The sequence below is a fragment of the Pseudomonas sp. B6001 genome, assembly GCF_013386015.1.
Classification (GTDB): Bacteria; Pseudomonadota; Gammaproteobacteria; order Pseudomonadales; family Pseudomonadaceae; genus Aquipseudomonas.
Map to the genome: position 1 here is coordinate 228933 of NZ_JACAOX010000004.1, position 23468 is coordinate 252400.

General features: G+C 54.6%; 22 protein-coding genes, 1 tRNA gene and 2 pseudogenes. 11 read left to right on the forward strand and 14 right to left on the reverse strand.

The features are described 5' to 3' along the window. Positions 1-20 precede the first annotated feature (20 nt). Positions 21-3377 carry a membrane-targeted effector domain-containing toxin gene (locus HX821_RS07100; protein WP_256344166.1) on the reverse strand — a complete coding sequence of 1119 codons (3357 nt, stop codon included), beginning with the start codon at positions 3375-3377 and terminating at the stop codon, positions 21-23. A gap of 313 nt (positions 3378-3690) precedes the next feature. Beyond that, positions 3691-3828 (reverse strand): hypothetical protein, encoded by a 138-nt coding sequence (locus tag HX821_RS07105; protein WP_003207572.1) that lies wholly within the window; start codon positions 3826-3828, stop codon positions 3691-3693. A gap of 173 nt (positions 3829-4001) precedes the next feature. On the opposite strand from HX821_RS07105, the gene HX821_RS07110 reads away from it, so the two are divergent. Beyond that, entirely contained in the window at positions 4002-4196 is a 195-nt protein-coding gene (locus HX821_RS07110; protein WP_003207574.1) for a hypothetical protein, read from the forward strand. 1 nt (position 4197) lies between these two features. Here HX821_RS07110 and HX821_RS07115 read toward each other — a convergent pair whose 3' ends face one another. Further along, complete coding sequence (locus HX821_RS07115) at positions 4198-4575, reverse strand: hypothetical protein (RefSeq protein ID WP_032899365.1); 378 nt, start codon at positions 4573-4575, stop codon at positions 4198-4200. A 243-nt stretch (positions 4576-4818) separates the two neighbouring features. Here HX821_RS07115 and HX821_RS07120 point away from each other — a divergent pair, with 243 nt between their 5' ends. The 3 genes from HX821_RS07120 to HX821_RS07130 all read left to right on the forward strand — a co-directional run bounded on the left by HX821_RS07120 (position 4819) and on the right by HX821_RS07130 (position 8019). Beyond that, positions 4819-7116 (forward strand): acylase, encoded by a 2298-nt coding sequence (locus tag HX821_RS07120; RefSeq protein ID WP_177035488.1) that lies wholly within the window; start codon positions 4819-4821, stop codon positions 7114-7116. Between the two features lie 214 nt (positions 7117-7330). Beyond that, positions 7331-7404 (forward strand) — tRNA-Cys (locus tag HX821_RS07125). 246 nt (positions 7405-7650) lie between these two features. After that, positions 7651-8019: a hypothetical protein gene (locus HX821_RS07130; protein ID WP_177035489.1), complete on the forward strand. Its 369-nt coding sequence runs from the start codon at positions 7651-7653 to the stop codon at positions 8017-8019. Between the two features lie 429 nt (positions 8020-8448). Here HX821_RS07130 and HX821_RS07135 read toward each other — a convergent pair whose 3' ends face one another. The 6 genes and pseudogenes from HX821_RS07135 to HX821_RS31740 form a co-directional block, all read right to left on the reverse strand. Then, positions 8449-8964 carry an integrase gene (locus HX821_RS07135; protein WP_371316149.1) on the reverse strand — a complete coding sequence of 172 codons (516 nt, stop codon included), beginning with the start codon at positions 8962-8964 and terminating at the stop codon, positions 8449-8451. Between the two features lie 393 nt (positions 8965-9357). Next, positions 9358-10254 (reverse strand): hypothetical protein, encoded by an 897-nt coding sequence (locus tag HX821_RS07140; RefSeq protein ID WP_177035490.1) that lies wholly within the window; start codon positions 10252-10254, stop codon positions 9358-9360. Positions 10255-10360: 106 nt separating this feature from the next. Continuing rightward, on the reverse strand, positions 10361-10894 hold the full coding sequence (locus HX821_RS31645; protein WP_218167949.1) for a hypothetical protein: 534 nt from the start codon (positions 10892-10894) through the stop codon (positions 10361-10363). Positions 10895-10909: 15 nt separating this feature from the next. Beyond that, on the reverse strand, positions 10910-11494 hold the full coding sequence (locus tag HX821_RS31650; protein ID WP_218167950.1) for a DUF3800 domain-containing protein: 585 nt from the start codon (positions 11492-11494) through the stop codon (positions 10910-10912). Positions 11495-11826: 332 nt separating this feature from the next. Next, entirely contained in the window at positions 11827-12768 is a 942-nt protein-coding gene (locus HX821_RS07150) for a toll/interleukin-1 receptor domain-containing protein (protein ID WP_177035491.1), read from the reverse strand. 119 nt (positions 12769-12887) lie between these two features. Continuing rightward, a pseudogene (locus HX821_RS31740) lies at positions 12888-13140 on the reverse strand (hypothetical protein). A gap of 677 nt (positions 13141-13817) precedes the next feature. Between HX821_RS31740 and HX821_RS07155 the strand changes: the two are divergent. The 4 genes from HX821_RS07155 to HX821_RS07170 all read left to right on the forward strand — a co-directional run bounded on the left by HX821_RS07155 (position 13818) and on the right by HX821_RS07170 (position 17922). Beyond that, positions 13818-14015, forward strand: coding sequence for a hypothetical protein (locus HX821_RS07155; RefSeq protein WP_177035492.1), 198 nt, complete (start codon positions 13818-13820; stop codon positions 14013-14015). Between the two features lie 404 nt (positions 14016-14419). Then, a complete protein-coding gene (locus tag HX821_RS07160; RefSeq protein ID WP_003207678.1) occupies positions 14420-16522 on the forward strand; it encodes a TonB-dependent siderophore receptor in 2103 nt (700 codons plus the stop codon). 69 nt (positions 16523-16591) lie between these two features. Continuing rightward, positions 16592-17743: a PepSY domain-containing protein gene (locus HX821_RS07165; RefSeq protein ID WP_177035493.1), complete on the forward strand. Its 1152-nt coding sequence runs from the start codon at positions 16592-16594 to the stop codon at positions 17741-17743. Then, positions 17740-17922 carry a hypothetical protein gene (locus HX821_RS07170; protein WP_023658797.1) on the forward strand — a complete coding sequence of 61 codons (183 nt, stop codon included), beginning with the start codon at positions 17740-17742 and terminating at the stop codon, positions 17920-17922. The genes HX821_RS07165 and HX821_RS07170 overlap by 4 nt, the downstream gene beginning before the upstream one ends. 25 nt (positions 17923-17947) lie before the next feature. On the opposite strand, the pseudogene HX821_RS31745 reads toward HX821_RS07170, so the two are convergent. From HX821_RS31745 to HX821_RS07180, 3 genes and pseudogenes are all read right to left on the reverse strand, one after another. After that, positions 17948-18088, reverse strand: a pseudogene (locus tag HX821_RS31745) (DUF159 family protein); the annotation flags it as partial. Positions 18089-18116: 28 nt separating this feature from the next. Then, a complete protein-coding gene (locus HX821_RS07175; protein WP_008435088.1) occupies positions 18117-18455 on the reverse strand; it encodes a hypothetical protein in 339 nt (112 codons plus the stop codon). A 121-nt stretch (positions 18456-18576) separates the two neighbouring features. Then, positions 18577-19545: an alpha/beta fold hydrolase gene (locus tag HX821_RS07180; RefSeq protein WP_256344167.1), complete on the reverse strand. Its 969-nt coding sequence runs from the start codon at positions 19543-19545 to the stop codon at positions 18577-18579. A gap of 137 nt (positions 19546-19682) precedes the next feature. On the opposite strand from HX821_RS07180, the gene HX821_RS07185 reads away from it, so the two are divergent. From HX821_RS07185 to HX821_RS07195, 3 genes are all read left to right on the forward strand, one after another. Next, entirely contained in the window at positions 19683-20639 is a 957-nt protein-coding gene (locus HX821_RS07185; RefSeq protein WP_177035494.1) for a GlxA family transcriptional regulator, read from the forward strand. A 264-nt stretch (positions 20640-20903) separates the two neighbouring features. Further along, positions 20904-21440, forward strand: a complete 537-nt coding sequence (locus HX821_RS07190; RefSeq protein ID WP_177008548.1) for a spore coat protein U domain-containing protein — start codon at positions 20904-20906, stop codon at positions 21438-21440. A 421-nt stretch (positions 21441-21861) separates the two neighbouring features. After that, entirely contained in the window at positions 21862-22356 is a 495-nt protein-coding gene (locus HX821_RS07195; RefSeq protein WP_177035495.1) for a hypothetical protein, read from the forward strand. A gap of 167 nt (positions 22357-22523) precedes the next feature. Here HX821_RS07195 and HX821_RS07200 read toward each other — a convergent pair whose 3' ends face one another. Together HX821_RS07200 and HX821_RS07205 are read right to left on the reverse strand one after the other, a co-directional pair. Continuing rightward, complete coding sequence (locus HX821_RS07200; protein WP_003207691.1) at positions 22524-22904, reverse strand: DUF1090 family protein; 381 nt, start codon at positions 22902-22904, stop codon at positions 22524-22526. Between the two features lie 239 nt (positions 22905-23143). Next, a complete protein-coding gene (locus tag HX821_RS07205; protein ID WP_177035496.1) occupies positions 23144-23464 on the reverse strand; it encodes a hypothetical protein in 321 nt (106 codons plus the stop codon). Positions 23465-23468 lie beyond the last annotated feature (4 nt).

Here is a 23468-nt window from a genome sequence, read left to right on the forward strand (position 1 = left end):
TCCGGGCCTTTGCGATGTGCTCAGGGTTTCACGTAGATGCGCAGGTCGCCTGGAATATCGTTGGGCTGTAATGGCCGGTTCGGGTCTGGCGCAGGGTTTTTTGCTTTAAGCCCGATGCTGCTGTGGGTCATGTTCCGGTTGTCAAAAACCCCGATGCCGATGCTTTCCGTCAGTTCCGCCAGGCCCGGAACACCTTCGGAGGTGTTCATGTGCGCGCTCCCCACTAACGCGACCCACTTTTCGGTGCCCGAGTTTGCCTGGATGGTTTCCGCAGCGTAGTAGTTGAACTCCTTGAGCCGCTTTTCAGAGTTGACGCCAGTGCGGGTGCGATCACGGGATTTGTCGTGTCTATGTCGCGTCAGGTAATAGTGATCGAGGGGTAAAAGCTCTATTCCATTGTCTTCAAATTTTTTCTTGAGTTGCTCCAGTGTTGGATTCGTGCGGCGAGTGTTGCTGTTTCCGAGCATTCCGATTCCATCATCAACGGGGCCACCGATGTAGTCGATATACCCTTCGAAGTAGACTTTTTTTACACCCTGGTTTTTTAGCGTATCGACGTTGTCGAACAGCATTTTAAAGCTGGCCATCTGCGAGTGAGACTCTCCAAACACCACGCCGTTTGATGCTTTCAATGCCTTTGTGATCAGATCGGCTGCGGGGATCGGTACGGGAACATCGGGGATTGTAGGGCGCGGCGGAAGGCCTCCGTCTTTTATCGCATCGTAATAATCCTCCATTTCCACCCGAAACTTATCCAGCGTTGCCTGGCGTGTGTCGGATTTGAAATGGGATGATTCGAGCCTGCCTTTCAAACTTTCCACGTATTGGCCCTCGGGTAACGGCTTCCTGATTGGAGGTGGGCGGTTGACGGTGTTTATCGGGTTAAACCGGTGAGTGCTCTTGCTCGAAGAGGCATAGGCGTTGGGGGAGGGCTCCAGCGTATCAGCGCTACTGAGCGCTTGCAGGGGGCTGCCGTATGGCTGGTGCTTTTGTGCGTCGAAAGCGTACCACTTGCCCTTGATCTGCACCGCGCTGCCCTCGACCGTCTGCTCGCCCATCTGGAATGAGCCGGTAGCGGCTGCGTCATATCGATTACCGGCGGCGGCGAGCTCCCGACTGTTTGCAGTGCCCTTGAGTGTTTTTAAACCCTGGGTGGCTGCGCTTGCGCCGTCGATGGCGAGTTTTCCCGCGCCGACTACCAGGTCGCCAAGTCCGCTCAGCGGATTGAGTTCCGAGAGTGCGGTAACCCCGAAAATCTTGCTCAGCTTGAGGGCTTTGCTGGCCGCGCTGCTGGCAGTGCTCAGGGTTTTTCCGACCTTCGCGGCGACGCCTGCACCTGCCGTGAGAAAGCCGAACACATCAAATGCCAGGTCAGAGAACCCATCTTTATAGTTGCCATTACTGAAGTTGACGATGGCCGACCTGAGCGGAACAAGGTCGAGAAAAAAGTTGCCGATGGTGCTGGCGACCGTCCTTCTATGCTCATCCGGCGTACTTCCGGCCGCTTGTTGCCTGAAGGTTTCCAGATCGAGCCCCTCGACGATTGAATCCGCAAGGTACTCCGCCCGGAAATTCCTGAACAGGTTGGGATTGGATCCCTCGAGCGGGTTCTCTTGCTTTATATAGTCGCGCTTGGCATCGAAGGTGGAGAACTCTTCTATTCGGGTTACTTCGTTGGCGATCTTCTGGTCCTGGCGAGTGATAATTGCGTTGCTGACTTTCCTGATGCTGCCTTTTTCGGTATCGAACTCATAGGTGGACGGCTTGTTCTGGTGTTTTGTGGTGACCAGTATTTTTTTGCTTGTATGGAAGAGGGTTTCTCCCGCGAATGGTGTCCAGCTGACTCTGTAGGATTTTTCTTTGTAGAAGTTCAGCTTTCCTAACCGCAAGTTTTCTTTGTCCTCCGGTGGAAGGTTGGCGAGGGCATTCAAGATGGAATATTTCTTGACGGTTTTATAGTCGCTTATGGTCTGGCTAATGGCTTTGTCAAAGGTGTCGGGGACTTTAAAGCCGGGGCCATGGGTAAAGGCGGCGAAGGCATCAAGATCGACGCCATGCGTTCCAGGTTTGAGCTCCCAGTCTGATGCCGTTATTTTCTCGCCTTGCATGGTCAGGTCCAGCATGGAATAAGGGCCGCGAGTGGAGATCGTCTTGTTGGCGGTTTTGTTGGGCTTGAGCAACACCTTCTCTTCAAAGGGGACGCCTTCGCCAAATTTTTCCTTGAGCAGGTCCAGCGCCATCTGCTTGCGGCTGGGCATCGGGGTGTCAAGCAAGCCGGAGGCGTGTTTCAGCTTGCCCAATTGATAGTTGAACGCGTCCATGGCGGTATCAATGTCTGGTTTTTCGTAAAGCGTGTCGTCTTTCGCCTCAAGCACCCCATTGACCACGGCCCAGTCCAACAATGCCGCAGTTTGGGCAGCTTCGGGCGCGGGCCCACTTGAGTCGGCGGCGATCATCACTTCGGCAAAACTCATGTTCGCTACGCTGCCAGGGGACCTGGCTTCGATGGCGGCCGCCGCGATGCACAGGTTGGCCCAGGCCAGGCTGCCGTAGACCACGCTGTCGGGAATATCCTTGATCAGCAACTGCGGCGCCGCCCGCATCAACAGCAGATGCGTACCCAGCGAGGCGTTGGCAGGTGAGGTTTTGCCGGTATCACTCAAGTGCTCGCGCAGGCCGGCGACGATCGCCGAGGTGGGTTTGCCCCAATATTGTTTATGTGACAGGTCGAATCCGGCCACTTTGTTGCGATGCGGTTGGGTGATGGATTCCTGATCCAGATCGAGGTTGATGGCCGCCAGTACGTGATCATTCACACTGCTATCAGTCGGAATGCTCTCCAGGTTGGTCTGCAAGGCCTCTCCCAGCGCCTGGCCTCGGGGGGAACGGATGAGGGCTTCCAGCGTTTTGGCCGGATCGCTCGAGGCGTCGCTGGAGAGCGGCAGGTTACCGTTCAGAAACTCCAGGAGCCCCCGCTGCTGGCTTGCTTGCTGAACATCCGGAGCGCCAGCGGCATGTTCTCTGGCGGCGGTGAGCAGTTCGTTCTGCTGAGGTGTGCTCAAGGGCAGGGGCCAGGACAAGGCGCCGCCCAGATTTCCCCATGGGTGGGAACGTGTCAGCGATGTGCGCGCCAGGGTCATCAGCTCATCATGGGTGGTTGGCTCGGGCAGGCCCATAGCCTTGAGAAAGTTTGCAAGACTCACGGCGTTAGCACTATTCGGGGGGTAAGAAGAGTTGGGCGCGAGGTCCATCAGCGTGCTTCCCAGCGCAGATCGCACCACCAGAAACGGCGCGTTCGGTCCTGCCAACGTGGCGACATGAGTGAGCTGCTGCGCCAGTGCCTGCCAGTTTTTTCGGTCAGCCAGCGCGGTCTCCAAGGCTTTCGGGCCATTGGGGGGCGGTGTGTCAGCCGCGGGGTCCGGAATGTCCGTTGCGCTTTGCAATATTTCATCGGGGTATGACGGTATATCGGGGAGTGATATCGGAGGAGGGGGCGGTGGCGGGTATGCAGTGGAGGAAGGAACCGAGTTGCTGACTATCATCGTGAACACCTTTAGGCACGCTCATTCAGGAATGCGCCTTTCAGGAAAACCTCCCTGCTTCCTGGACGCTCTTGCTGAGTGTCGGAAGCAGGGGGAATGGCTCCGCCTGTAAAGTGTTCAAGATGTCAGAAAATGTACGGATGACCGATCAGCGATGGTAATACCCCGGTCCGCCTTCGCTGTAGCGATGGTCATGCCAACCGCCGCCGCCGTGGGGGAAAATAATGCAGCCGCTCATGCTCAACATGATCAGCAAGGGAATCAGCAGTGTGATTCGACGAAGCATTTCAAAATCCTCTAGGGTGCTCTCAGGTTCAATCAGGCGTTGGGCAAGCCAAAGTTTTTCATCGCCTGTAACATGAGACCCCGCCGACCCCAATCCATCCCCGCTAACAGGTATGTGCTTGGTGTGGTAGTCGATACAAAGTGGACACAATTTTTTAGCTTCAGGAACCCGTCATGACCCAAAAGCAACGTTTGAAATACTCGATTCTGATCTCCCTGCTGGTGCTGGGGACGATGTTTGGCCTGTCCTACTTGCAGAACAACGGGGTCATCAGCGAAAAGACGTTCCAGTACATCGCGATTGCGGTAGCGGTAACCGTGGTGGTGATCAACGGTGTGATGCGTCGCAAGGTCAAGCCCAACCTTTGAGTCAGGCCCGGCCTTCCAGGACTTTGGCAGCCTGCTCGTGCAGGCTGTAGCTCTTGTCGGCGTTCAGGGTGATCACGCCTTCGGTGCACAGGCGCTTGAGCACCTCACGCACGCTGAGAAACGACAACGGGATGCCCAGCTCCAGCAAATGGCTGTGCACGCCGCGCACGCCGAGTGTGCGCTGGTTGTCGGCGGCGGTCAGCAGGGCGTCGATGACCTTCAGCCGGATCAGGCTGGTGCGCAGGCCAAAGCATTTGAGCAAATGACGAATACGCTGGTTGCCATGTTCCGGCGCCTTGCCGAACGCCTGGTTGCCGGTGGCAAAACCTCCGTCATGCATGGGTGAGTGTCCTTCCGTGGGCAGTTGCGAGTTGTACATGCAGAAACTCCTTATCAGAGCCTGATCAGGAAAATGATGGCGCTCTTAGTTAATAAGACGTACGAGCTGCACAAATCATGAAGCGGGGGATGTAGAAATTTTGTCGGTAACATCCTGGAGACATACCGACCTGTCCGAATAAACGCCTGCGGCTGCTAAAATTATTCCCGGTATTTACGTCTTAACTGAGGTGTTGGCGAAGCTGTCCCTCGTCGCGGTGTTTAATTTGGCTGTGGAGTCTGCGTGATTATTTCCAACGGGTTGTTCAGGATGTGTGTGGCAGGGGCGTTGCTGGGGCTGAGTCTTTCGGCCGCGGCGCGGGTGCAGGAGCAACAGGCCACCGCCGAGATCCGTCGCACCAGCTTTGGTGTCCCGCATATCCGGGCCAACGATGAGCGTGGGCTGGGGTTCGGCATCGGTTATGCCTATGCCCAGGACAACCTGTGCCTGCTGGCCAATGAGGTGGTAACGGTCAATGGCGAGCGTGCCAGGTACTTTGGTCCCGAGCAGGCGACCCTGGAAGGGCGTAACAACCTTGCCAACGACGTGTTCTTCACCTGGCTGAACACCCCCCAGGCCGTTGCGGCATTCTGGAAGGCCCAGCCCCCGGCGATGCAGCAGCGCATTGAAGGGTATGTTGCCGGTTACAACCACTACCTCAAGGAGCGCACTGCCCAGGGTTTGCCGGCGCAGTGCCAGGCGGCCTGGGTACGGCCGATCACGGCCGAAGACCTGGTCAAGCTGACCCGCCGGCTGCTGGTGGAAGGTGGCGTCGGACAATTTGCCGAGGCCCTGGTGGGGGCCACGCCGCCCAACACCGTCGCCCAGGTGGACAGCAAGGCGTTTGAGGTCGCGGCGGCCAACCAGCAACGTTTCGCCCTGGACCGTGGCAGCAACGCGGTGGCGGTGGGGCGTGACCGTTCGTTCAACGGCCGCGGCATGCTGCTGGCCAACCCGCATTTTCCGTGGGTGGGCGGCATGCGTTTCTACGAGATGCACTTGACCATCCCCGGCCAGCTGGATGTGATGGGCGCTGCGTTGCCGGGCCTGCCGGTGATCAATATCGGCTTCAACCAGCACGTTGCGTGGACGCACACCGTTGATACGTCCAAGCACTTCACCCTGTATCGCCTGATTCTGGACCCCAAGGACCCGACTCGCTATTTGCTGGACGGCAAGTCCGTGCCCATGGATAAAACCACGATCAAGGTAGCGGTAAAAACTGCCGACGGCGGTACCCGGGAACAGTCCCGCACGGTCTACAGCTCGCAGTTCGGCCCCATCGTGCAATGGCCGGGCAAACTCGACTGGGACGCCAAATATGCCTTCAGCCTGCGGGATGCCAACCTGGGCAACGACCGTGTGCTGCAACAGTGGTACGCGATGAACCGCGCGGCGAACCTCAAGGAACTGCAAACCTCGGTACACACCCTGCAAGGTATCCCGTGGGTCAACACGGTGGCAGCGGATGACCAGGGTCAAAGCCTGTACATGAACCTGTCGGTGGTGCCGAACGTCAGCGCGAAAAAGCTCGCACAGTGCAGTGACCCACGGGTCGGGCTGCAATTCATCATGCTCGACGGCTCTCGCAGCGCCTGCGCCTGGGACGTGGACCCGCGTGCCGCCCAGGCCGGGATCTTCCCCGCCGAGCAACTGCCGCAACTGGAGCGCACCGACTACGTGCAGCACTCCAATGACTCGGCCTGGCTGGTCAACCCCAAGGCACCCTTGACCGGGTTCTCGCCCGTTATCAGCCAGGACAAGATCGGCTTGGGCCCGCGTGCGCGCTTTGCCTTGCAACGCTTGCAGGAGCTCGACAAGCAACCGATCAAGGTCGCCGACCTGCAGAATATGGTCATGGACAACCAGGTGTATCTTGCCAGCCAGGTGATGCCGGACTTGCTGAAGTTCTGCGCGGGTGCCGACGCCAGCGTGAAATCGGTGTGCGACAGTCTGAAAAACTGGGACCAGCGCGCCAACCTCGACAGCGGCCTGGGCCTGGTGCACTTCATCAACCTGGCGGAGCAACTGGCGCAAGCGCCGGACGCGTGGAAGGTGGGTTTCGATCCGGCACAACCCCTGACCACACCACGTGGGCTGGCGGTCGATCGGGCAAACGTGGCCAAGGCACTGCATGAAGCGATGCTCGCGTCAGCCGCCGACGTGGCCAAGCGCGGGCTGACGGCGGACAGCCGCTGGGGGGATATTCAGGTCTCGGGCCAGACACCGATCCACGGCGGCCCGCAAGAGCTGGGCGTTTATAACGCCATGCAAAGCGTGCCTCGGGCCGATGGCAAGCGCGAGGTAGTCAGCGGCAGCAGTTACCTGCAGATCGTGACGTTCGACGAGAAGGGGCCCAATGCCGAAGGTGTGCTGGCATTCTCCTTGTCCAGCGACCCGGCGTCGAAATACTTCAAGGACCAGACCCAGGCGTTTTCCGAGAAAAAACTCAGCCCGCTGCCGTTTACCGAACAGCAGATCAAGGCGGACCCGCAGTATCAATTGCAGGTTATCCGTGACAAGGAAGAAGCCGGGCGGTAGGGTAGCCCACCAGGAATGCCTGCCCCTTGAGAGAATATTTTTTGAAATCAAGGGGTTGCAAGCCCTGGCAAATGAGTACATAATTGCGCCCATCGAACGCACTGAAGCATTAAAAACTTCAATGTTTTCAATGAGATAGAGTAGAGGCAAGCTTCACATAGCCCACTCAAGTTTGTATGCGGTGAATGTCGGTTGTAGGGCATTGATCGTTTGAGGCCGAGTAGCAAAATGGTTATGCAGCGGATTGCAAATCCGCCTACGCCGGTTCGATTCCGACCTCGGCCTCCACTCTTAAAGCCCCGTAGATCAATGATCTACGGGGTTTTTTATTGCCTGTGATTCGAGAAGTGTTCCGCAACTTTTGGAATGTGTTCCGCAACCCTCGGTTCGCAAGAGCCTAACAGGCCTGCCTATCCTCCTGTACCAACCGATACTCCGTTGCTTTCCTGGTTTCTTGGATGATGGCATTATGGGGTCATTGTTTTGGATGCGCGAGAGACTGAAAATATGGAAGTAGGTGGGCGAGTGGTCTTGATGAATGAGGTTGTATTCGTTCCGGAGGGCGAGCTATTGACTCTGGTTTGCCCCGTTGAAGGCGACGATTCGATGGGGGTCAGGATGGAGTTTCTAGATGACTTCGTTGACGAGAATCATTCTGAAAACAAGGCGCCAGACTCTAGCTTTTTAGTTGATTATGAGGTGGCTGGCGAAGATTCTCATATTGAATGTGTTGTGTTGAAGTTTTTAAATTTTGGTGGGGGATTTGGTCAAAGTCTCATTAGGCCAATTAATATTGCGGACTCGGAGGATCGGAGGAGTATATTTTTCTTTGCGTCAGTTCAAAAACTTGGGAAAGTTAGACGCATTGAGTTTCAGTTTACTATCGAGCAGGCTGGCGTATGACTATGAAGCCTAGTTCGGAAGCTACCACACAACCGGTTCCTCGGCGCCGCCCGACCCAGTCCATCTCCATAACGGAGATTCATGACAATACCTCTCAACAAGTTATCTCCATAACTTCGGACAAACTAAAGTTGGCGCTAATTGAACACTTAAATTCTGTAGAGAAAACAGACTCATGGCATATGCCTTTGAGTTTGCTCGTTGGGGTGGTAATCGTATTTTGTTCCTCTACTTTTAATCGTGCTTTTGGGCTGCCAGCCGAGACCTGGAGTGCTATATTTATTCTTTTTGGTGCTGGGTGTTTTGTATGGCTAGTTGTAAGTCTCGTTCAGATGAAAAAAGCTAAATCTCTCGATGAGCTAATTGAAATTATCAAGAATAAACAGTAGGTCCCTCAATGAAAATTTAGCTTGTTTTTGCGTGATTCCACTATTTTGTAGGCTTAACAATTTCACCAACACGACGATAAAATTTCTTGGTCATTTCTTCGGTGGTATGGCCGAGAAGCCGATTTGCATGTGTTAGTTCAATCTCACTGGCGGCTTTGGGGCGGATGTCCTTGAATTGGAACTGACGAATTAGCACTGCCAAAGCAGAGTCACCATCGGCACCGGCTTTAGTGGCAGTTTTCTCGCGAGCTTCGTCCCAGCGATTGCGTAGCATCTGCTGGCTCATCCGAAGGCCGGATTTGTTGGTGATCAGCCTCGATGTTTTTATACCGCTCAGGGCTCGGCGTTCCTGCAAATCATTGATAAAGGCACTCAGTCCAGACTGAACACCTTTATCATTTAGCCGTAGGCGTAGCTTCTTCTCGGTCTTGCCCTGTTTAACCATTAGGAATTCGGTGCTCAAATCAGTGGTCGCTACTTTCAACACGTCAGCGGGGTGCTGCCAAGTAGGCCAGGTCCATAGCGTCTTTAGTTCCTGTGCGGCTGCGTCGTACACGGCATTCCACACGATGTCGCCGGTGTAATAGTCCCGAGGGGTGTCTTTGTTGCGGCGCACGCCTAAGTAAGGATTAGCGTTGTTTGTTAGGCTCCACTCTCGCGCTATCGTGAACAGATGAGAGAGGGCTGGCTTTATTTAAAATGAAAATTTTCCTCTCCAAGTCACCTTATGAAAGAGGGGGTCTTAAGAAAGAGTTTGTCTCCGATAGCGACATCGAAATAGTTGGATTGGCAAAACGAGACAGAATTCCTTGCAAGAAATCCACCTCTTCTATAGCAGCGTCTTAAAAAACAAAAACAGACACCTAATTGAAGCTGGTAGTCTGGAAGCCTTGAAAACAGTGAGCGGGTGAAGGGAATCGAACCCTCGTTACCAGCTTGGGAAGCTTGCTCAATCGGCAAATCCCCAATCGTCCCAATCGAAGAAGTGTTGATCGCCTTTTTTTGGGTGTTCCCTGACACTGAGTACATGTGATGACACTCCTCTCTTACTACCTTCAATAATTTCTATGATCGCTCGTTCTTTCCAGACAATTCCTAGCTGAGCATCGAATGGTTCGCGGCCAATACTTCCAGAGTAACATCCCAAGAATTCGTAGCACGTTCCTAATATACCTTCTCCCATGTCTAGGGCGCCGACAGGCAAATTGAAGCCAGTAAGTTTGGCAAAAACCGGTGATCCAGACATTCCCTTTCGAGTTGCCGTATCCAAGATAAATTTTGGTAGGTTGTCAAGGTCAAAGTCAGGCTCGGATGCAATACTTCCTCTTTTCCACACCGGGAATTTTGAGCCACCTGAAATTCCGTGAGGGAAACCAAGTATCATAGCTTCCGTGCCGGCGCCTATATTTTGGTATTTAGATACGTCTTCATTCTCATTAGTGAACAGCATTGCTGTTTCGTCAATGCCATAAACTTCTATAGCAACTACATCAACTAATGAACCATGCTGGGGGTGCTCAAGCCAAATGGGTTTGTCAGCGTCGTCATAAAGTTTTAATTTTCTTCCTTGCCAGCCTAAAAGTTTATTTTCACCTGAAAATTTTAGCTCGGGATAACGAAATTGTATGTTGTCCGGTATCGCTGCGTGGGCGGAAAGGCATGCATATGTGAGGGGGTTTCGACCTGTTACATTGTGCCAGTTTGTTATGAAATAGGATCTTCCGTTGTGTTTATAAGCAAAAGCCGTTCCGCTAGCAAGGCGAACTTCGTTGACACTGGGGAAAATTTCAAATGCTGAGTATGATAGGTTTTGAGATACTCCAACAATGCGGACTGAATCTGACATGTTTTGTATCCTGCTGTAAGAGGGGTGAGTGCGCACTTCCTAATGGGTGTAGAGAGTGCCTTGCATACTCGATGGTGGCTACGAAATAAGCGTGACGCCAACAGAATTAGGGGCGATTTATTTGGTATCTTGGCGAGCTGAGGCTTCGCGCTAGGCCTATAATCATCTCCCTTGCTCCTTCAATGAGATCAACCCCCCGCGTAGCTCGATCATGCAATTGATGTAGTACTAAGGCATTGAGCTTCGAACGGGAGTTCTCCAACTTCACTTCGCCCATATCTGGAATCACGCTGCCGTAGTGGGCCTGACGTGCGATGATGTAGCGCCAATGCTCTGTCGACTCATCTACCTTTCCAGAGAAGACGTAGACTGCAGCAGCTGCAATCGTGTCCGCGAGCTGAATACCGTGCGTCGTGCGGGAGTCTGCAAACGTTATCGGCCCCGAAAGGTTGAAAGTCACGGGATGTTCTTGCCCGTCCACAATCTCTGAAAAAATCTTTTTAGTATTGCCAATCATGCCGCTATACATCTCCTGATTGGCTAGGAGCGGCTTGGAGTGATCACAGATCGCGGTAATCTGCTCATACTGAGTACCCCAGTTTGCCAGGAGGGTAAACAGCGCGCTGTCGGTCAGATCCAATACCCACTTGCCGGTCTATCCGTCAGCAAGAGAGTCCAGCTCTTTGTGAATATCGGTGTGACGCTTCTGGGCGAATTCTCTGATCATCCTGAGGGTTTCGGAATGAGAGGCATCGGATGAGGAGAAGATTGTCTGCAGATCTTTCCCATCCAACTCGCGCATCAGACTCTCAAACTCAGCGAATAGTTCTTCGGCACCTGCGCCCCGGGCCACAAACTCTATGTACAGGATGTTTGCGATGAATCGGTGAAAGCCAATTTCGTAGAAAAGTGAGCTCACATCGGAGTAGCAAGGCTCGAATATATACTCGTGAATTTTCCCTGCGAGCGCGAATTTTTTGTCCGAGATCGAGATTTTTATGCGCCCATCGAAGGTCGCCAATATTTCGGAAATCGCTTTCCGGCCTTTGGCGAACTTCACTAGGTTGGAGCCTTTAAGCTCACCATTTTGAATGTTGTACTTCTTGATCAATCGCTCGACGAAAGCCTTGGCTTCATCATCATCGGACGCAACGGAGGCGTAGGCAAAATAGTTTTGACGAGGGTGCAATAGGTTGTTACCTGTAAAGCCGGACTCGTCAAAGTAAATTTTTTGTGACATTATCGCTCCCTTCCATTCAATATTCTAATTACAACCTAGGTGGACATTAGGCCAAGGCGTGCATCGTACTGTCACCTGGCCAGGGTCTTACTTAGCGATGAGTAAACACCGCAATCCGTTTGCTAAGTTCGGGCGAGTCTTGCAGAGAGCAAGATGCACCTCAATCCCTTTGTGTCACAGTACCGCCATGATCTGTGATTTACTTCTGATTGGCTAGACGCTTCCAATGGTTCCTTTTTGGCCGATGATGACCTGCTGAGCGTTTAAGCTTGCTCGAGCCCAGCTTAATGCTTCCATGCGCGTACGGACCTCTTTAGACCTAAAGGTGATAGCTACTGATTGAGAGTTCTACGCAGAGAAGGTGAGACATTGCTGATTAAGCAGTCTCCGCCTAGGAACCATGTTACAGAGATTTTTCGTGCATCTGCAAAAGTTCTCAGAACGTGCTCAATCAAGAAGGGGTTTAGATTTAGTTGGGTTTTTAATTCGGAAAGATGTGTAAGTTTATTGTTTACAATTGCGGAGGTGACTGAGCGTATCGCAACATTGTAGTCGCTTATATGGTCGCGAGCATACAATTCAAATCCAGCATTAGTTAGTGATATAGACGGTATTTCTCCACCAAGGAAATGCTGGAGTTCAAATGTTCCGTGCTCGCCGAGCACCTCGATGGAATCTCTGAGTTGATGTTCTGGAATGATCAACTCTCCATTTTTGTAAAATGCCGTAATTTTTATATGTCTAGAACCGGTTTTCAATGCGAACTCGCATGCAAGCTTGCACACTAGGCTGTCTACATTGTTATGCCCGGCGATACCTAAGCCAAAGTTGCTCACATATGTAGGTGGTTTACCGAGAGCTGGCTTATCCGAAGCGCCAAAAATTGCGGCGATGATGCGTTCAAAGCTTGGTTGATATGATGTGATATCGCTAATGCTTTCCCACAGCGTCGCTTTTAAAGCCTCAGGAACTTCGCAGTCGTCGATGATTACGGGGATTAATTTGCTGCCAGTATTAATTCGCTTCACGCATGCAGCATCTAGTTCATGTTTAACCCATGGCTTCGCAACGCTATTTTTTGATAGAACAACTATTACTGCTTGGGCGTCTTTGATCCCCTCTTCAAATATTTTAGTAATCAGACTGTCGCCAGGTAACATTTCCCATTTATCAAGCCATGCATCAATTCCATTGGCTCTTAATTTTGCTGCAAATTCCAGTACAAATCGATCCTTATCTTCGCTTGCATGACTTACAAATACTTTGGGAGACATATCCATTTCTCAGGTTCTGATGGTCGTAGATTATGAGCATAGCTCCTTTGGCTCCGCCACCTCGTCGTATCGATATTGGTCTTCCGTGAGTTCTAATATAGCCCATTATCAAGCTTGCCTTAGGCGATCCAGGAGTCTCTTTGGAAGGCTGATACCTCGTCGAGATTCGTACCCCTAAGCTTGGCCAAGCCCTGTTTGATGTGCCCCGCGTTTTCCCCAACAGCTTCCAGAGCCCCGCGGACATTGTCGCCAACCTCTGGTGAATCCCCGCGGTTCCACCCACAACGTCAGCTCCATTACCGACGCCTCCAGGGCGAGTTGATTGTGGTAGATCCTTTCCAGTACATCGGGTAGTGAGTAATCACCTGGCATAGGGCCGACTCCATTCGAGAAAACGCAAGCTTAGCAGCGGCAGTGGCGAAGAGATTTTGGGCAACATTAGGGCAGCCATGGACCGTAGGACGCCATGAGAAAGACGAAAGCACCGTATTTTCTGGCCTTAAGCGGTCTACAGGTCCACAAGAAGGGGTTCGAATCCCTATCCACGGGCCTGCGCAATAAGGTCTTGCGATGAAGAGCCAGGGGGCTCTACCGCACGCGACCAAGCGTAGAAAATCAGTTCCGCAACTAAAATAGAATCTCCTGATTTCAAAGGGCTCCAGCGCTGTGTGATGCGGAATTAATATTCTCGTAAGGCACTGATAAAAAATAATATTTGTGGATTGCAATCCGCCTACGCCGGTTCGATTCCGACCTCGGCCTCCACTCTTAGAAACCCCGTAGATTAACGTCTACGGGGTTTTTTATTGAGCTCGAAAAAAAGAGCCGCCCCCCGGATCTTTTCCATTTTGTCGTTTAGCGTAGCTCCGACGCAGACATCAATCTTCTTTAAGGTCTTCGGTCGGCGTCCATGAATTGACCCCGGCAATTCCTTTCACGACTAGCGTACTAACGCCATGGCTCCCCAGCCTATCTCGGTCAGACGCTGTTCTTGAATCTCCTTTCTGAGGCATGTCAATATCCTTGTGTCCATAAAAAGGAGTGTGCGGATGAGTGCTTACTGGAGTGAGGTTGCTGATTTGGCGCGTCAGGTGGCTAGCGCCGGCAAGTGTCTGGAAGACTTTCTCCAGCGTGTTCCTGATCCGTGGAAAGCGGCTGACAAGGAAGCATTTGCTGCCCTGCATGCCGATCTCCTCCAGGCCCAGGATGCCTATTCATCGTTTGAGCACTCCAGGCTCGAGGTTTAAGTTCCACCTGGCGCGAGGGTAGTGGTCGTGGTTAATCACTGGCTCCTGAATGGTGGTGGTGTTGCTGCGACTCGACCAGGCCTTCGCGCTTCATCAGCTTCAGCTCCCGACGAATCTACTGGGTAGTACATGGCTCGATGTGGAGTCGGAGCCACTCGGTGCAGAATCAGTCGCCCTCATTCAATCTCGCGGCCTGAGCCGCGGCCGAAACCTCCTCAAGGGCGAATCTTCAGTGTTCCGCACCTCCTCATTTTGAAACGCCAAAATGTAGCCAAATGTACCCGACGGTAAATGTTTCGAAATGTGAAAAAAATGTCCGACATAACTTTGTAATTGAGTTAGATTCCTATTAGCATTCTCGAAATGTTAACGCGCTTGACCCACTCGTCGTAGGAATCCTCGTTTTGAAACATCACTTTTCTGCCAGTCTGTTGCTTGCTGGCGCTTGCAGCGCTGCGTCCCTCGTTCACGCCACCGAAGACTTGACGTTGCCGACTACCCAGATCGAAGCGAGTAGTGAACCTATTGACGGTCCAACCGTGGGCTACAAAAGCAACCCGTCGTCCAGCACTACCCGTCTGGGCTTGACGGACAAGGAAACCCCGCAGGCCGTGACCACCATCACTCGGCAAGCCCTGGATGACTTCAAGATTACGGGCATCAAGGATGCGCTGCGTGCTGCGCCCTCGGTGACCGTGGAGCAAACCGAAACCGATCGTACGGAATTCACCTCGCGCGGCTTCGATATCAACAACTTTGAATACGATGGCGTGGGCATGCCCTTCGTGGGAACCGTATTGGTCGGTGATCAGGACTTGGCCGAGTTCGAGCAGATCGACATCCTGCATGGCGCCAATGGTTTGATGAGCGGGGCTGGCAACCCGTCGGCCACGGTCAATTTCGTACGTAAACGTCCAACCGAGACCTTCCAGGCGCAAATCGATACCAGCGTCAGCTCATGGGATGGCCGTCGTGTGGACGTGGACGTTTCCGGCCCGTTGACGGATACCGGCAACGTACGCGGCCGCTTCATTTACTCCCACGACAAGGGCAACTCGTGGATGGATCGATACAGCCATGAGCGCAACGTCGCTGCCGGGCTGTTGGCGTTCGATGTGTCCGATGCCGACACCGTGACCGTGGGTTTCTCCCAGCACGACAGCAATTCAAACGGCAGCACCTGGGGTAACTTGCCGTTGGTGGATAACGATGGCAACGCCATTCACTATGGCAGCCGCAGCTCCAGCATCGGCCAGCCGTGGACCTATTGGAACCTGCGTACCCAGCGCACATTCGCTGAGCTCAAGCATGATTTTGGCAACGGCTGGAACGCTACGGTCACCGCCACGGGCATCACCGAAAAGCAAGACACCAACATGATGTATGTCGCCGGGGTCAGCGGTGATGACGCCTCAGTGTTTGCCGCCAATACCACCAGCGAGGCTCATCAGTTGCTGGGCGAGGCCAAGGTCTCCGGCCCGTTCAGCCTGTTTGGCCGAGAGCATGAGTTGACCCTCGGTGCCGCCTATGGCCGCACCCATCAGAAGGCCCGGGAATACGATGCGGCTGCAGATGGCTACTACGACGTTTCATTCTCGGATGTGCTGGCGGGCAATCTGGCGCATCCGTCGTTCCTGTTTACCAGCGACGCCAATACGCAGAATTTCACGGACACTCAGAAAAGCGTGTACGCCGGTGCCCGATTCAGTCTGGCCGATGATCTTCACTGGATCGCCGGCGCGCGGATGATCAGCCTGGACGCTTCCGGCGACAGCTATGGTTCCGACTACTACACCCGCGCACATGGCAAGGTGACGCCTTACACCGGCCTGGTCTACGACCTGGACAAGCAGTGGAGCGTGTATGGCAGCTGGACGAAAATCTACAGCGCTCAGTACAACCTGGGCAGGGACGGCAAACTGCTTGCTCCGCTTGAAGGCAAAAGCATGGAAGCCGGTGTGAAGGGCAGCTTGCTGGATGACCGCCTCAACGTCACCGCCGCGGCGTTCAAGACCGAACAGCAGAATGTCGCGGAGTATGTCGGCCTGGTGGGTGGCCGGTCCGTTTACGACCCCATGGATTACAAGAGTCACGGAGTAGAGCTGCAAGCCTCTGGCGAAGCGCTACCCGGCCTGGACGTGCTCGCCGGGTATACCTACGTGCGCATCGACAACGACGATGGCGACAAGGCCCGTAAGTATGTGCCAACTCATAGCGTGCGCGGCATGCTCACCTATCGCTTGCCAAGTTTGCCCCAAGCCAAGATCGGTACACGGGTAAGCTGGCAGAGTGCAGTGGAAAACGACACGAACAGTGCCATCCACCAGAACGCCTACGCGTTGCTCGATTTCATGGCCAGCTATGACATCGACAGCAACTGGAGCACGTCGCTGAACCTGAACAACGTCACCGATCGCAAATACCTGCTATCGCTGTACAACAGCGCCACGACCGCCAGCTACGGCGCCCCGCGTAACCTGGTAGCTTCCGTTACCTGGAAATACTGATACCGCCTGGGGGCTCGCTGTGCCCCGTGACGCGCGGCGAGCCTGGCGCTTTAAGGAAAAACACCGAGCATGACTGCACGCACCTTGCGTATCTGGTTTCTGGTCCACAAATGGACCAGCCTGATCGCTACCGTTTTCCTGTTGTTGCTGTGCCTGACGGGGCTGCCACTGATCTTTCATGAAGAGATTGAGCACTACTTCGAGCCGCCGCCGCCCCTGCGCCCGCTGACCGCCGATACACCACCAATCGACTACGACACCGTCATTGCCAGTGCATTGGTGGCGCAGCCGGGGGAGGTCGTGCGTTTTGTCGGTTTCGATCCGGAAAGTCCGCTCGGTACGGTGTACACGGCAACGAGCATTATGCCGCCACCGATCGAGGGGCATTCGCAGTCGTTCGATACACGCACTGGCGAGTTATTTCCTGCGGTGCCGCCAGACGAAGGGTTCATGAACCTGATGTTGCGCCTGCATACCGATTTATTCATGGGGTTGCCCGGTTATCTGTTCCTCGGTTTCATGGGGCTGCTGTTGGTCGCGGCGCTGGTGTCCGGCGTGGTGGTGTACACACCGTTCATGCGCAAGCTGGACTTCGCCACCGTGCGCAACGGGCGCAGTTCACGCTTGAAGTGGCTGGACCTGCATAACGTGCTCGGCATCGTCACCCTCGCCTGGGTGTTGGTGGTGGGGCTGACAGGCGTGATCAATACGCTGGCATTGCCCATTTTCGACTTTTGGCAGAGTGACCAGTTGGCGCAGATGACCGCGCCCTACAAGGATGCGCCGCCGCTGGAGCGCCTCGGGTCGTTGCAAAAAGCGCTGGATACCGCGCGTAAGGCGGCGCCAGGCATGGAGCCCAGCTTCATCGCCTTTCCCGGTACTCAGTTCAGCAGCCAGCACCATTACGCAGTGTTCATGCGCGGCACCACGCCGCTCACTGCGCGATTGCTCAAGCCGGCCCTGGTGGATGCGAGTACCGGCGAGCTGACCGACATGCGTGAGATGCCGTTGTACGTGAAAACCTTGCTGGTTTCGCAGCCGCTGCATTTTGGTGATTACGGTGGTGTGCCGCTGAAGATCATCTGGACGCTGCTCGATCTCATCAGCATCGTCATCCTCGGCAGTGGGCTCTACCTGTGGCTGAGCCGTCGCAAGGTACCGTTGCAAAAACGCTTGGATGAATTGCATGCCAACGGGCCGGAAATGGGGGGCCGATCATGAGGCGCGGACTGTGGATGATCTTTCGCTGGCCGCTGTTGCTCTTTGTTCTAAGCCTGTTCGGATTGCTCTCGGCGCTGATTGGTGACGGCGTCTATGACCTGCTTTCATGGCTCAGCCTGGGGGTGCCGTTGGGGCTGGTCGGGGTGGTTTGGCTGCGTTTGCGTTCAGCCAAACGATGATTGGCGCGATCCTCAGCGCCGTCATCAACAGCGTCAGCTGCCACTCGGTTGCAGGTCGATTTTCTCCCAGCGGCAACTCACCCACGGAGTTCGCCAGGGCATTGGGCATGCTCAGCGCCGCGACGAAGTCGTGAATGCCGCTGTACTGGGAAAATCTTCCGCACATGGCCAAGCCCTCAACCTGAAACCTGAGCTTAGACAATGGTTTTCGGGTGAGACATCAGTTCGTTCAGCACACTGCGCAGCCTCTCGGCCTCGCGCGTGCTGAGTCGATCTGAAGTGGTGAGGTTGGCGATCTGCTTCCTCATCGCTGCAGCTTCGGCACCGCGCAGCCTGAGGTATCCGGCAAACTCTTCGTTCTTTGCCTGTGCTTCTGTCAGCATCGCGACCAGGCCGAAGATATCCGCCCGGGCCTTGCGCAGTTGCAGGTTCAGTTCCTGGATCTCGTTCTCGAGCAGCCGGGCATGTTGTTTGTGCATTTCGAGAGGCGTGGGGATGCCAAGCCACCCGCAGGTGTCTTCGTCGATATTCATAGGAGGTATTTCGAGTACTGTATGTGTATACAGTATTCGAGATTGGGTGAAGTGGAATGCTTGAGGCGACGAACTGCAGGGTTACCCGACGATCAGTCGGGCGCGGGCCTCCCACTCTTTACTATTTACCGGCGGTGATACGCGCCATGAACTGACGCGTCAGGCTGGCGATCTGCTCGGTTTTTTCATCGAGCGCGAAATGCCCCGCATCCAGAATATGAACCTCGGCCCCCGGCACATCATCCTTGTAGCGCATGGCTCCCGGCACAATGAACGACGGGTCGTATTTTCCCCACATGACCAACATGGGCGGTTGATTGTCTTTCAACCATTGCTGCCATTTAGGGTAAGAGGCGACGTTGTTTCGGTAGTCCAGCAACAACGCCGACTGTATCGCCCGCTGGCCCGGACGGGATAAGGCGGCAAACTCGTCTTCCCAGGCATCAGGGTTGTAACGCTCGGGATGAGGGCTGGTGCCCAGGTGGCGCTGCTTCGTGCCTTCGTACCCCGTGAACCCATCGACTTGTTCGGGATGTTCGGCGGGAGCCTTCCAGTACTTGGCGATGTTCGCCCACTTGGCACCCAGGCCTTCGTCATACGCATTGGCGTTCTGGATGATGATGCCGTGCAGTTTTTGCGGCGCGTTGAGGATCATCCGAAAGCCTACCGGGCCGCCGTAGTCCTGCATAAACAGGGTGTATTCATGGATTTGCAACTGCGTGAGCAGCTTGCTCATGGTGTCGGCCAGATGGTCAAACGTGTAGGTGTAGGTCGCGGGCGAGGGCGCGTCGCTTCTGCCGAACCCGGGGTAGTCGGGTGCGATCACGTGATACCGGTCAGCAAGCAGCGGGATCAGCGAATCCCACATGCGCGAGGACGAAGGGTAGCCATGGAGCAGCACCAGGGTCGGCGCGTCCCTGGGGCCGGCCTCGCGATAGAAAACCCTCACGCCGTCCACACTGGACCAATGATAGCCAGTGGACTCGGTGGTATAGGGGACGGACGGCACCGGTTCGCTGGCGTGTGCCGGTGCGGTCATCGAAAGAGTGGTCATAAGTGCTCCCAGCGTGCAAAAGGTGGCGATGTTCATTGAGGCCCTGAGCTCTGATTTGCGCATTTCCCGGTGAAATGCAGCTGCGATCAGAGTGAACGCATCCGGGAACTCACACCATTGGCCCAATGACCATTTTTCATTAGAATCGGGCCAATCTCGATCAGGCCCGCCCTATGAAAAAAAGTGTGAAAGTTGCAGTCATCGCTTTTAACGGCATCAGCCCCTTTCACCTTTCTGTGCCGTGCCTCGTATTTGGTAAAGATCGCCGAGTGGGGGATTCGCCCTGGTTTGAATTGGTGGTGTGTGCGGGTGAAGAAGGGGCGCTGGTTACCAACGCCGGTTTCGCGATCCACTGTGACCATGGTTTGGACCAGGTTGCAGGAGCTGACATCGTCATCATTCCCAGCTGGCGGGACGTCACCGAAAGGCCGCCGAGCGCATTCCTCGAAACGCTTCAGGCAGCCCATGAACGAGGCGCGCTGGTGGTCGGCCTGTGCCTGGGGGCGTTCGTGCTTGCCCATGCGGGCCTGCTGTGCGACAAGCGGGCAACCACGCACTGGGCGTGGGCGGCGCATCTGGCGCGAGATTTCCCACGCATTGAAGTGGACCCCAAAGTGCTCTATGTCGAGGCGCAGCAAATCCTTACCTCTGCAGGCGTGGCCGCAGGGCTCGATTGCTGTATTCATATCGTCAGGCGGATCTACGGGCGGGGGGTTGCCAACGCGTTGGCGCGTCAACTGCTGGTTTCCCCCCATCGCGACGGAGGCCAGGCCCAGTTCATCAGCCAGCCTGTTCCTCAAGGCGCAAGCGACCAGCGTCTCGGCCTGTTGCTGGACTGGCTTCGGGCAAACCTGGAACAACCGTTGTCAATCGATCAAGTGGCGACGAGGCTGGCGATGAGTCGACGCAGTTTCACTCGGCACTTCAAGCAACTGACCGGCTCGACGTTTGGAAAGTGGCTCACGAATGAGCGAATCAAGGCCGTCCAACTGCAACTTGAAACCACCGACCATAGCGTCGAGTCGATCGCTGACGCTTGCGGGTTTGGTACAAGCCTGTCGTTACGTCAGCACTTTTTCTCGATCGTGGGCGTGAGCCCCACAACTTACCGGAAGGCTTATCATCGATAGGGGAGGTACCTGTAATTTCCGGGTTTCCACACCCGATTGCTGATGTGCAGCGACCAGGCAAAGACTGGCCAGTGATTCCTGCGGGTACAAGGCCGAAAAATTCTCCAGGCAACCTTCCGCAAGTGAAAGCGATTGGCCTCGGGCTGGCAGTTTCCTCCTGACTGACTAACCTTCTACGCAACGGCCATCCTTGTACAAGTGTCAAGGGTCCACCTCAGGGACCTGAACCGGCGCGCTGGGTTGGCAAGTCATAAGGAGAGCTTCATGAATGGACTTATCTCAAGAGTCTTACTGGCGTTGACAACACTGGCCTGGGTGTCCGGCTCCCAGGCCGCGACCACCGTCACCGGGCAAATCAGTGCGTCGCTGATATTGATCAACAGTTGCCTGGTCAACGGCGTGGGAGGCACCACAGGCTTGAATTTCGGTGCGTTGAACTTTGGTACCGCCAACACCCTGTATACCGAGGCTGATGGGCAAGTGCTGGGCGGCGGCGGGGCGCCTTTGTCTATTCAATGCTCGGCGGGTACTTCGCCGGTATTGACCATCACGTCCGGCGCCAATGATGGCAAATCCACCGGTGGAACGCGTGCCCTGGCAGACGGTGCCGGCCACTTTGCGCCCTATGACATCTACACCGACGCCGCCCACACGCAAATTCTTGCCAACAACGGCACTATCAATCTCACGGCCAGCACCGGGGTTGCGCAAACCGTGAATATTTACGGTAAATCCCCAGGCAAGGTGGGTTTGCCGGCCGGCACTTATACCGACACGATTGCGGTCACGCTGACGTTTTGAATATGAGGTATATCGCTTGCGGCAATCTTCGGATGCCAAGGGAAATGATTTATTTGCTGTTCCATTTTGAACTCCGTCTTCCATTTTTGAGCGGGAGACGGCATAGATTTATTGATTTTTAAATTGATCTCTACCTGTATCGCATTCACACCCCTAAAGACATCTACGGGATGACAGGAGTTGGATGATCAGGTGCATGCATCATGTTAATATCGCCACCCCTCGTGACCGAGGGGCCTCTGGCGGGCAGGCTGGTCGAGAGAAAATCCACTTGTTTCCTGAGATTTATAGCTTGATGTGCCATTTTTAACGTCCTTGGCATGATTTCATGGGCGTTAATCAGCCGATATTCATTTTTCCATTTAAAGCTGCGCTTGCTATGGCAGCAGTTCAGAAACTATACGCCTCAAAAGGAAGAGTCATGGCCGTACCACGCATTATTTTCCCAATAGCCATTGCTGTTGTCGTGCTCGGAGCCGGCACGCTGATCTATCAGGGCCTCAACGGCACAAGCAGCTCGCTGAGCTGCGCAGATGATTTCTCGCAAGCCACGGTTATTGAGGGTGTTAAAGGTACAGTTGCCGGCGACACCACACTAGCCACCAGCCAGGCTGGTGAGTCTGGACATATTCCTTTTGCCAAGCCTTACCATTCGGTCTGGTGCAAATGGACTTCGCCAGAAGATGCACGCTTCACATTTGATACCACAGGCTCAAAATTCGACACCGTGCTTGCCGTTTATAAAAGCACGAGCCTGAATTCGATGCCGGTGGCCGGCACGAACAATAACCAGTCGGAAAATGATGTAACCAGTGCTGTGACTTTTTCAGCCAAGAAGGGTGAAACCTATTCGATTGCCGTCGATGGGTTTGAAGGTGCTTACGGTAAGTACATCCTCAACTGGGCCAAGAAATAAGCGAACATGGCAGCTGTCGGCGGCCATTGGCTAAGGTGAAGGGGGACGACAATCCTCCACACCAGAAAACCCCGTAGATTAACGTCTACGGGGTTTTTTATTGTCTGCCGGTAAGTACGATGGGCGAAAAAACCGCAATCGCGGGCCTTCTCGCAGGGCAGCCCGACTTACTTGAACAAGCCGCCAATTGCGTTGATCGCATCCGCAGCCTTGTTCACGTTTTGCTGGCGCTGAGGGTTAGTGTCCACTTGTGCCTGAGTGTTGTAGGTACTGTTGCTGCAGCTCTTGTTGGTTTGTGTCAGTGCTGCCTGGAACGCGGTCGCGCGCAAGGTATCGCCCTTGGCATTGGCCGCATTGATATTGGTCTGCAGGTCGCGGATCTGTTGCTGGCAGGAGGCACTGTTGGCGTTGACGGTGTTGTTGCTGTTGCCGGCCCCCCCCAATGCCGATGACAGGGCACCGGTGAGGGCAGACAGGTCGGCGGCGTGGGCGGGCAAAGTGAACAGGCTGAACAGGGCGGCGGCTGGGGCGAGTTTGGAAAGACGCATGGCAAACCTCAATGTTTTATTGCCTGCGCATCTCCGGGGGCCCGAGCAGGCGCAGAACAATATCCGTATAGAGGTGAGCGCTCGGGTGGGGCGAAATATATTTGGTCAAATTTTGACCTTCAACCGTGAAACTCCATAAATGTGAGTTGTTTCACGTTGTTTGTCTGGCATTGACGACGTATCAAGGTGAGGGCACGAGCCCGAGTGATGCGCGATGCAAGCTGAAACGCCTGGGTGCTTCACTTGGCGCAACAAACACCCGATAGCTTCACCAGCAGTGTCAGCGCGACGATTGCCCAGCCAAAGTTGAGTGCGACAAACATCCATTCCGGCGGATTTGTACCCAGTAAAATCGTCGAGGTAACCGTCAAGAAAACCATCAAAAGACCAATTGGGAGCCAGAACCAGAGGTGTTTCTGGCGCTGGCACACCTCTATGTGCAGCGGGCTATCTTCATGGAGCGTCATGTGTTTTCGGCCTCGGTAACCTGCTGCTTCCCTGCCGATGTTCAGCTCAAGAGCGCTATCCTGAGCAATGAGTCCAGGTGATGCAAGGCTCATTCGC

Excerpts from the sequence above, each read along its gene's own strand:
- HX821_RS07170 (WP_023658797.1), top strand. The coding sequence starts at position 17,740 with ATGAGGCGCGGACTGTGGATGATCTTTCGCTGGCCGCTGTTGCTCTTT.
- HX821_RS07165 (WP_177035493.1), top strand. The coding sequence starts at position 16,592 with ATGACTGCACGCACCTTGCGTATCTGGTTTCTGGTCCACAAATGGACC.
- HX821_RS07205 (WP_177035496.1), bottom strand. The coding sequence starts at position 23,464 with ATGAGCCTTGCATCACCTGGACTCATTGCTCAGGATAGCGCTCTTGAG.
- HX821_RS07155 (WP_177035492.1), top strand. The coding sequence starts at position 13,818 with ATGAGTGCTTACTGGAGTGAGGTTGCTGATTTGGCGCGTCAGGTGGCT.
- HX821_RS07150 (WP_177035491.1), bottom strand. The coding sequence starts at position 12,768 with ATGTCTCCCAAAGTATTTGTAAGTCATGCAAGCGAAGATAAGGATCGA.
- HX821_RS07130 (WP_177035489.1), top strand. The coding sequence starts at position 7,651 with ATGAATGAGGTTGTATTCGTTCCGGAGGGCGAGCTATTGACTCTGGTT.
- HX821_RS31650 (WP_218167950.1), bottom strand. The coding sequence starts at position 11,494 with ATGTCACAAAAAATTTACTTTGACGAGTCCGGCTTTACAGGTAACAAC.
- HX821_RS07110 (WP_003207574.1), top strand. The coding sequence starts at position 4,002 with ATGACCCAAAAGCAACGTTTGAAATACTCGATTCTGATCTCCCTGCTG.
- HX821_RS07185 (WP_177035494.1), top strand. The coding sequence starts at position 19,683 with ATGAAAAAAAGTGTGAAAGTTGCAGTCATCGCTTTTAACGGCATCAGC.
- HX821_RS07175 (WP_008435088.1), bottom strand. The coding sequence starts at position 18,455 with ATGAATATCGACGAAGACACCTGCGGGTGGCTTGGCATCCCCACGCCT.
- HX821_RS07190 (WP_177008548.1), top strand. The coding sequence starts at position 20,904 with ATGAATGGACTTATCTCAAGAGTCTTACTGGCGTTGACAACACTGGCC.
- HX821_RS07200 (WP_003207691.1), bottom strand. The coding sequence starts at position 22,904 with ATGCGTCTTTCCAAACTCGCCCCAGCCGCCGCCCTGTTCAGCCTGTTC.
- HX821_RS07115 (WP_032899365.1), bottom strand. The coding sequence starts at position 4,575 with ATGTACAACTCGCAACTGCCCACGGAAGGACACTCACCCATGCATGAC.
- HX821_RS07105 (WP_003207572.1), bottom strand. The coding sequence starts at position 3,828 with ATGCTTCGTCGAATCACACTGCTGATTCCCTTGCTGATCATGTTGAGC.
- HX821_RS07140 (WP_177035490.1), bottom strand. The coding sequence starts at position 10,254 with ATGTCAGATTCAGTCCGCATTGTTGGAGTATCTCAAAACCTATCATAC.
- HX821_RS07180 (WP_256344167.1), bottom strand. The coding sequence starts at position 19,545 with ATGAACATCGCCACCTTTTGCACGCTGGGAGCACTTATGACCACTCTT.
- HX821_RS07195 (WP_177035495.1), top strand. The coding sequence starts at position 21,862 with ATGGCCGTACCACGCATTATTTTCCCAATAGCCATTGCTGTTGTCGTG.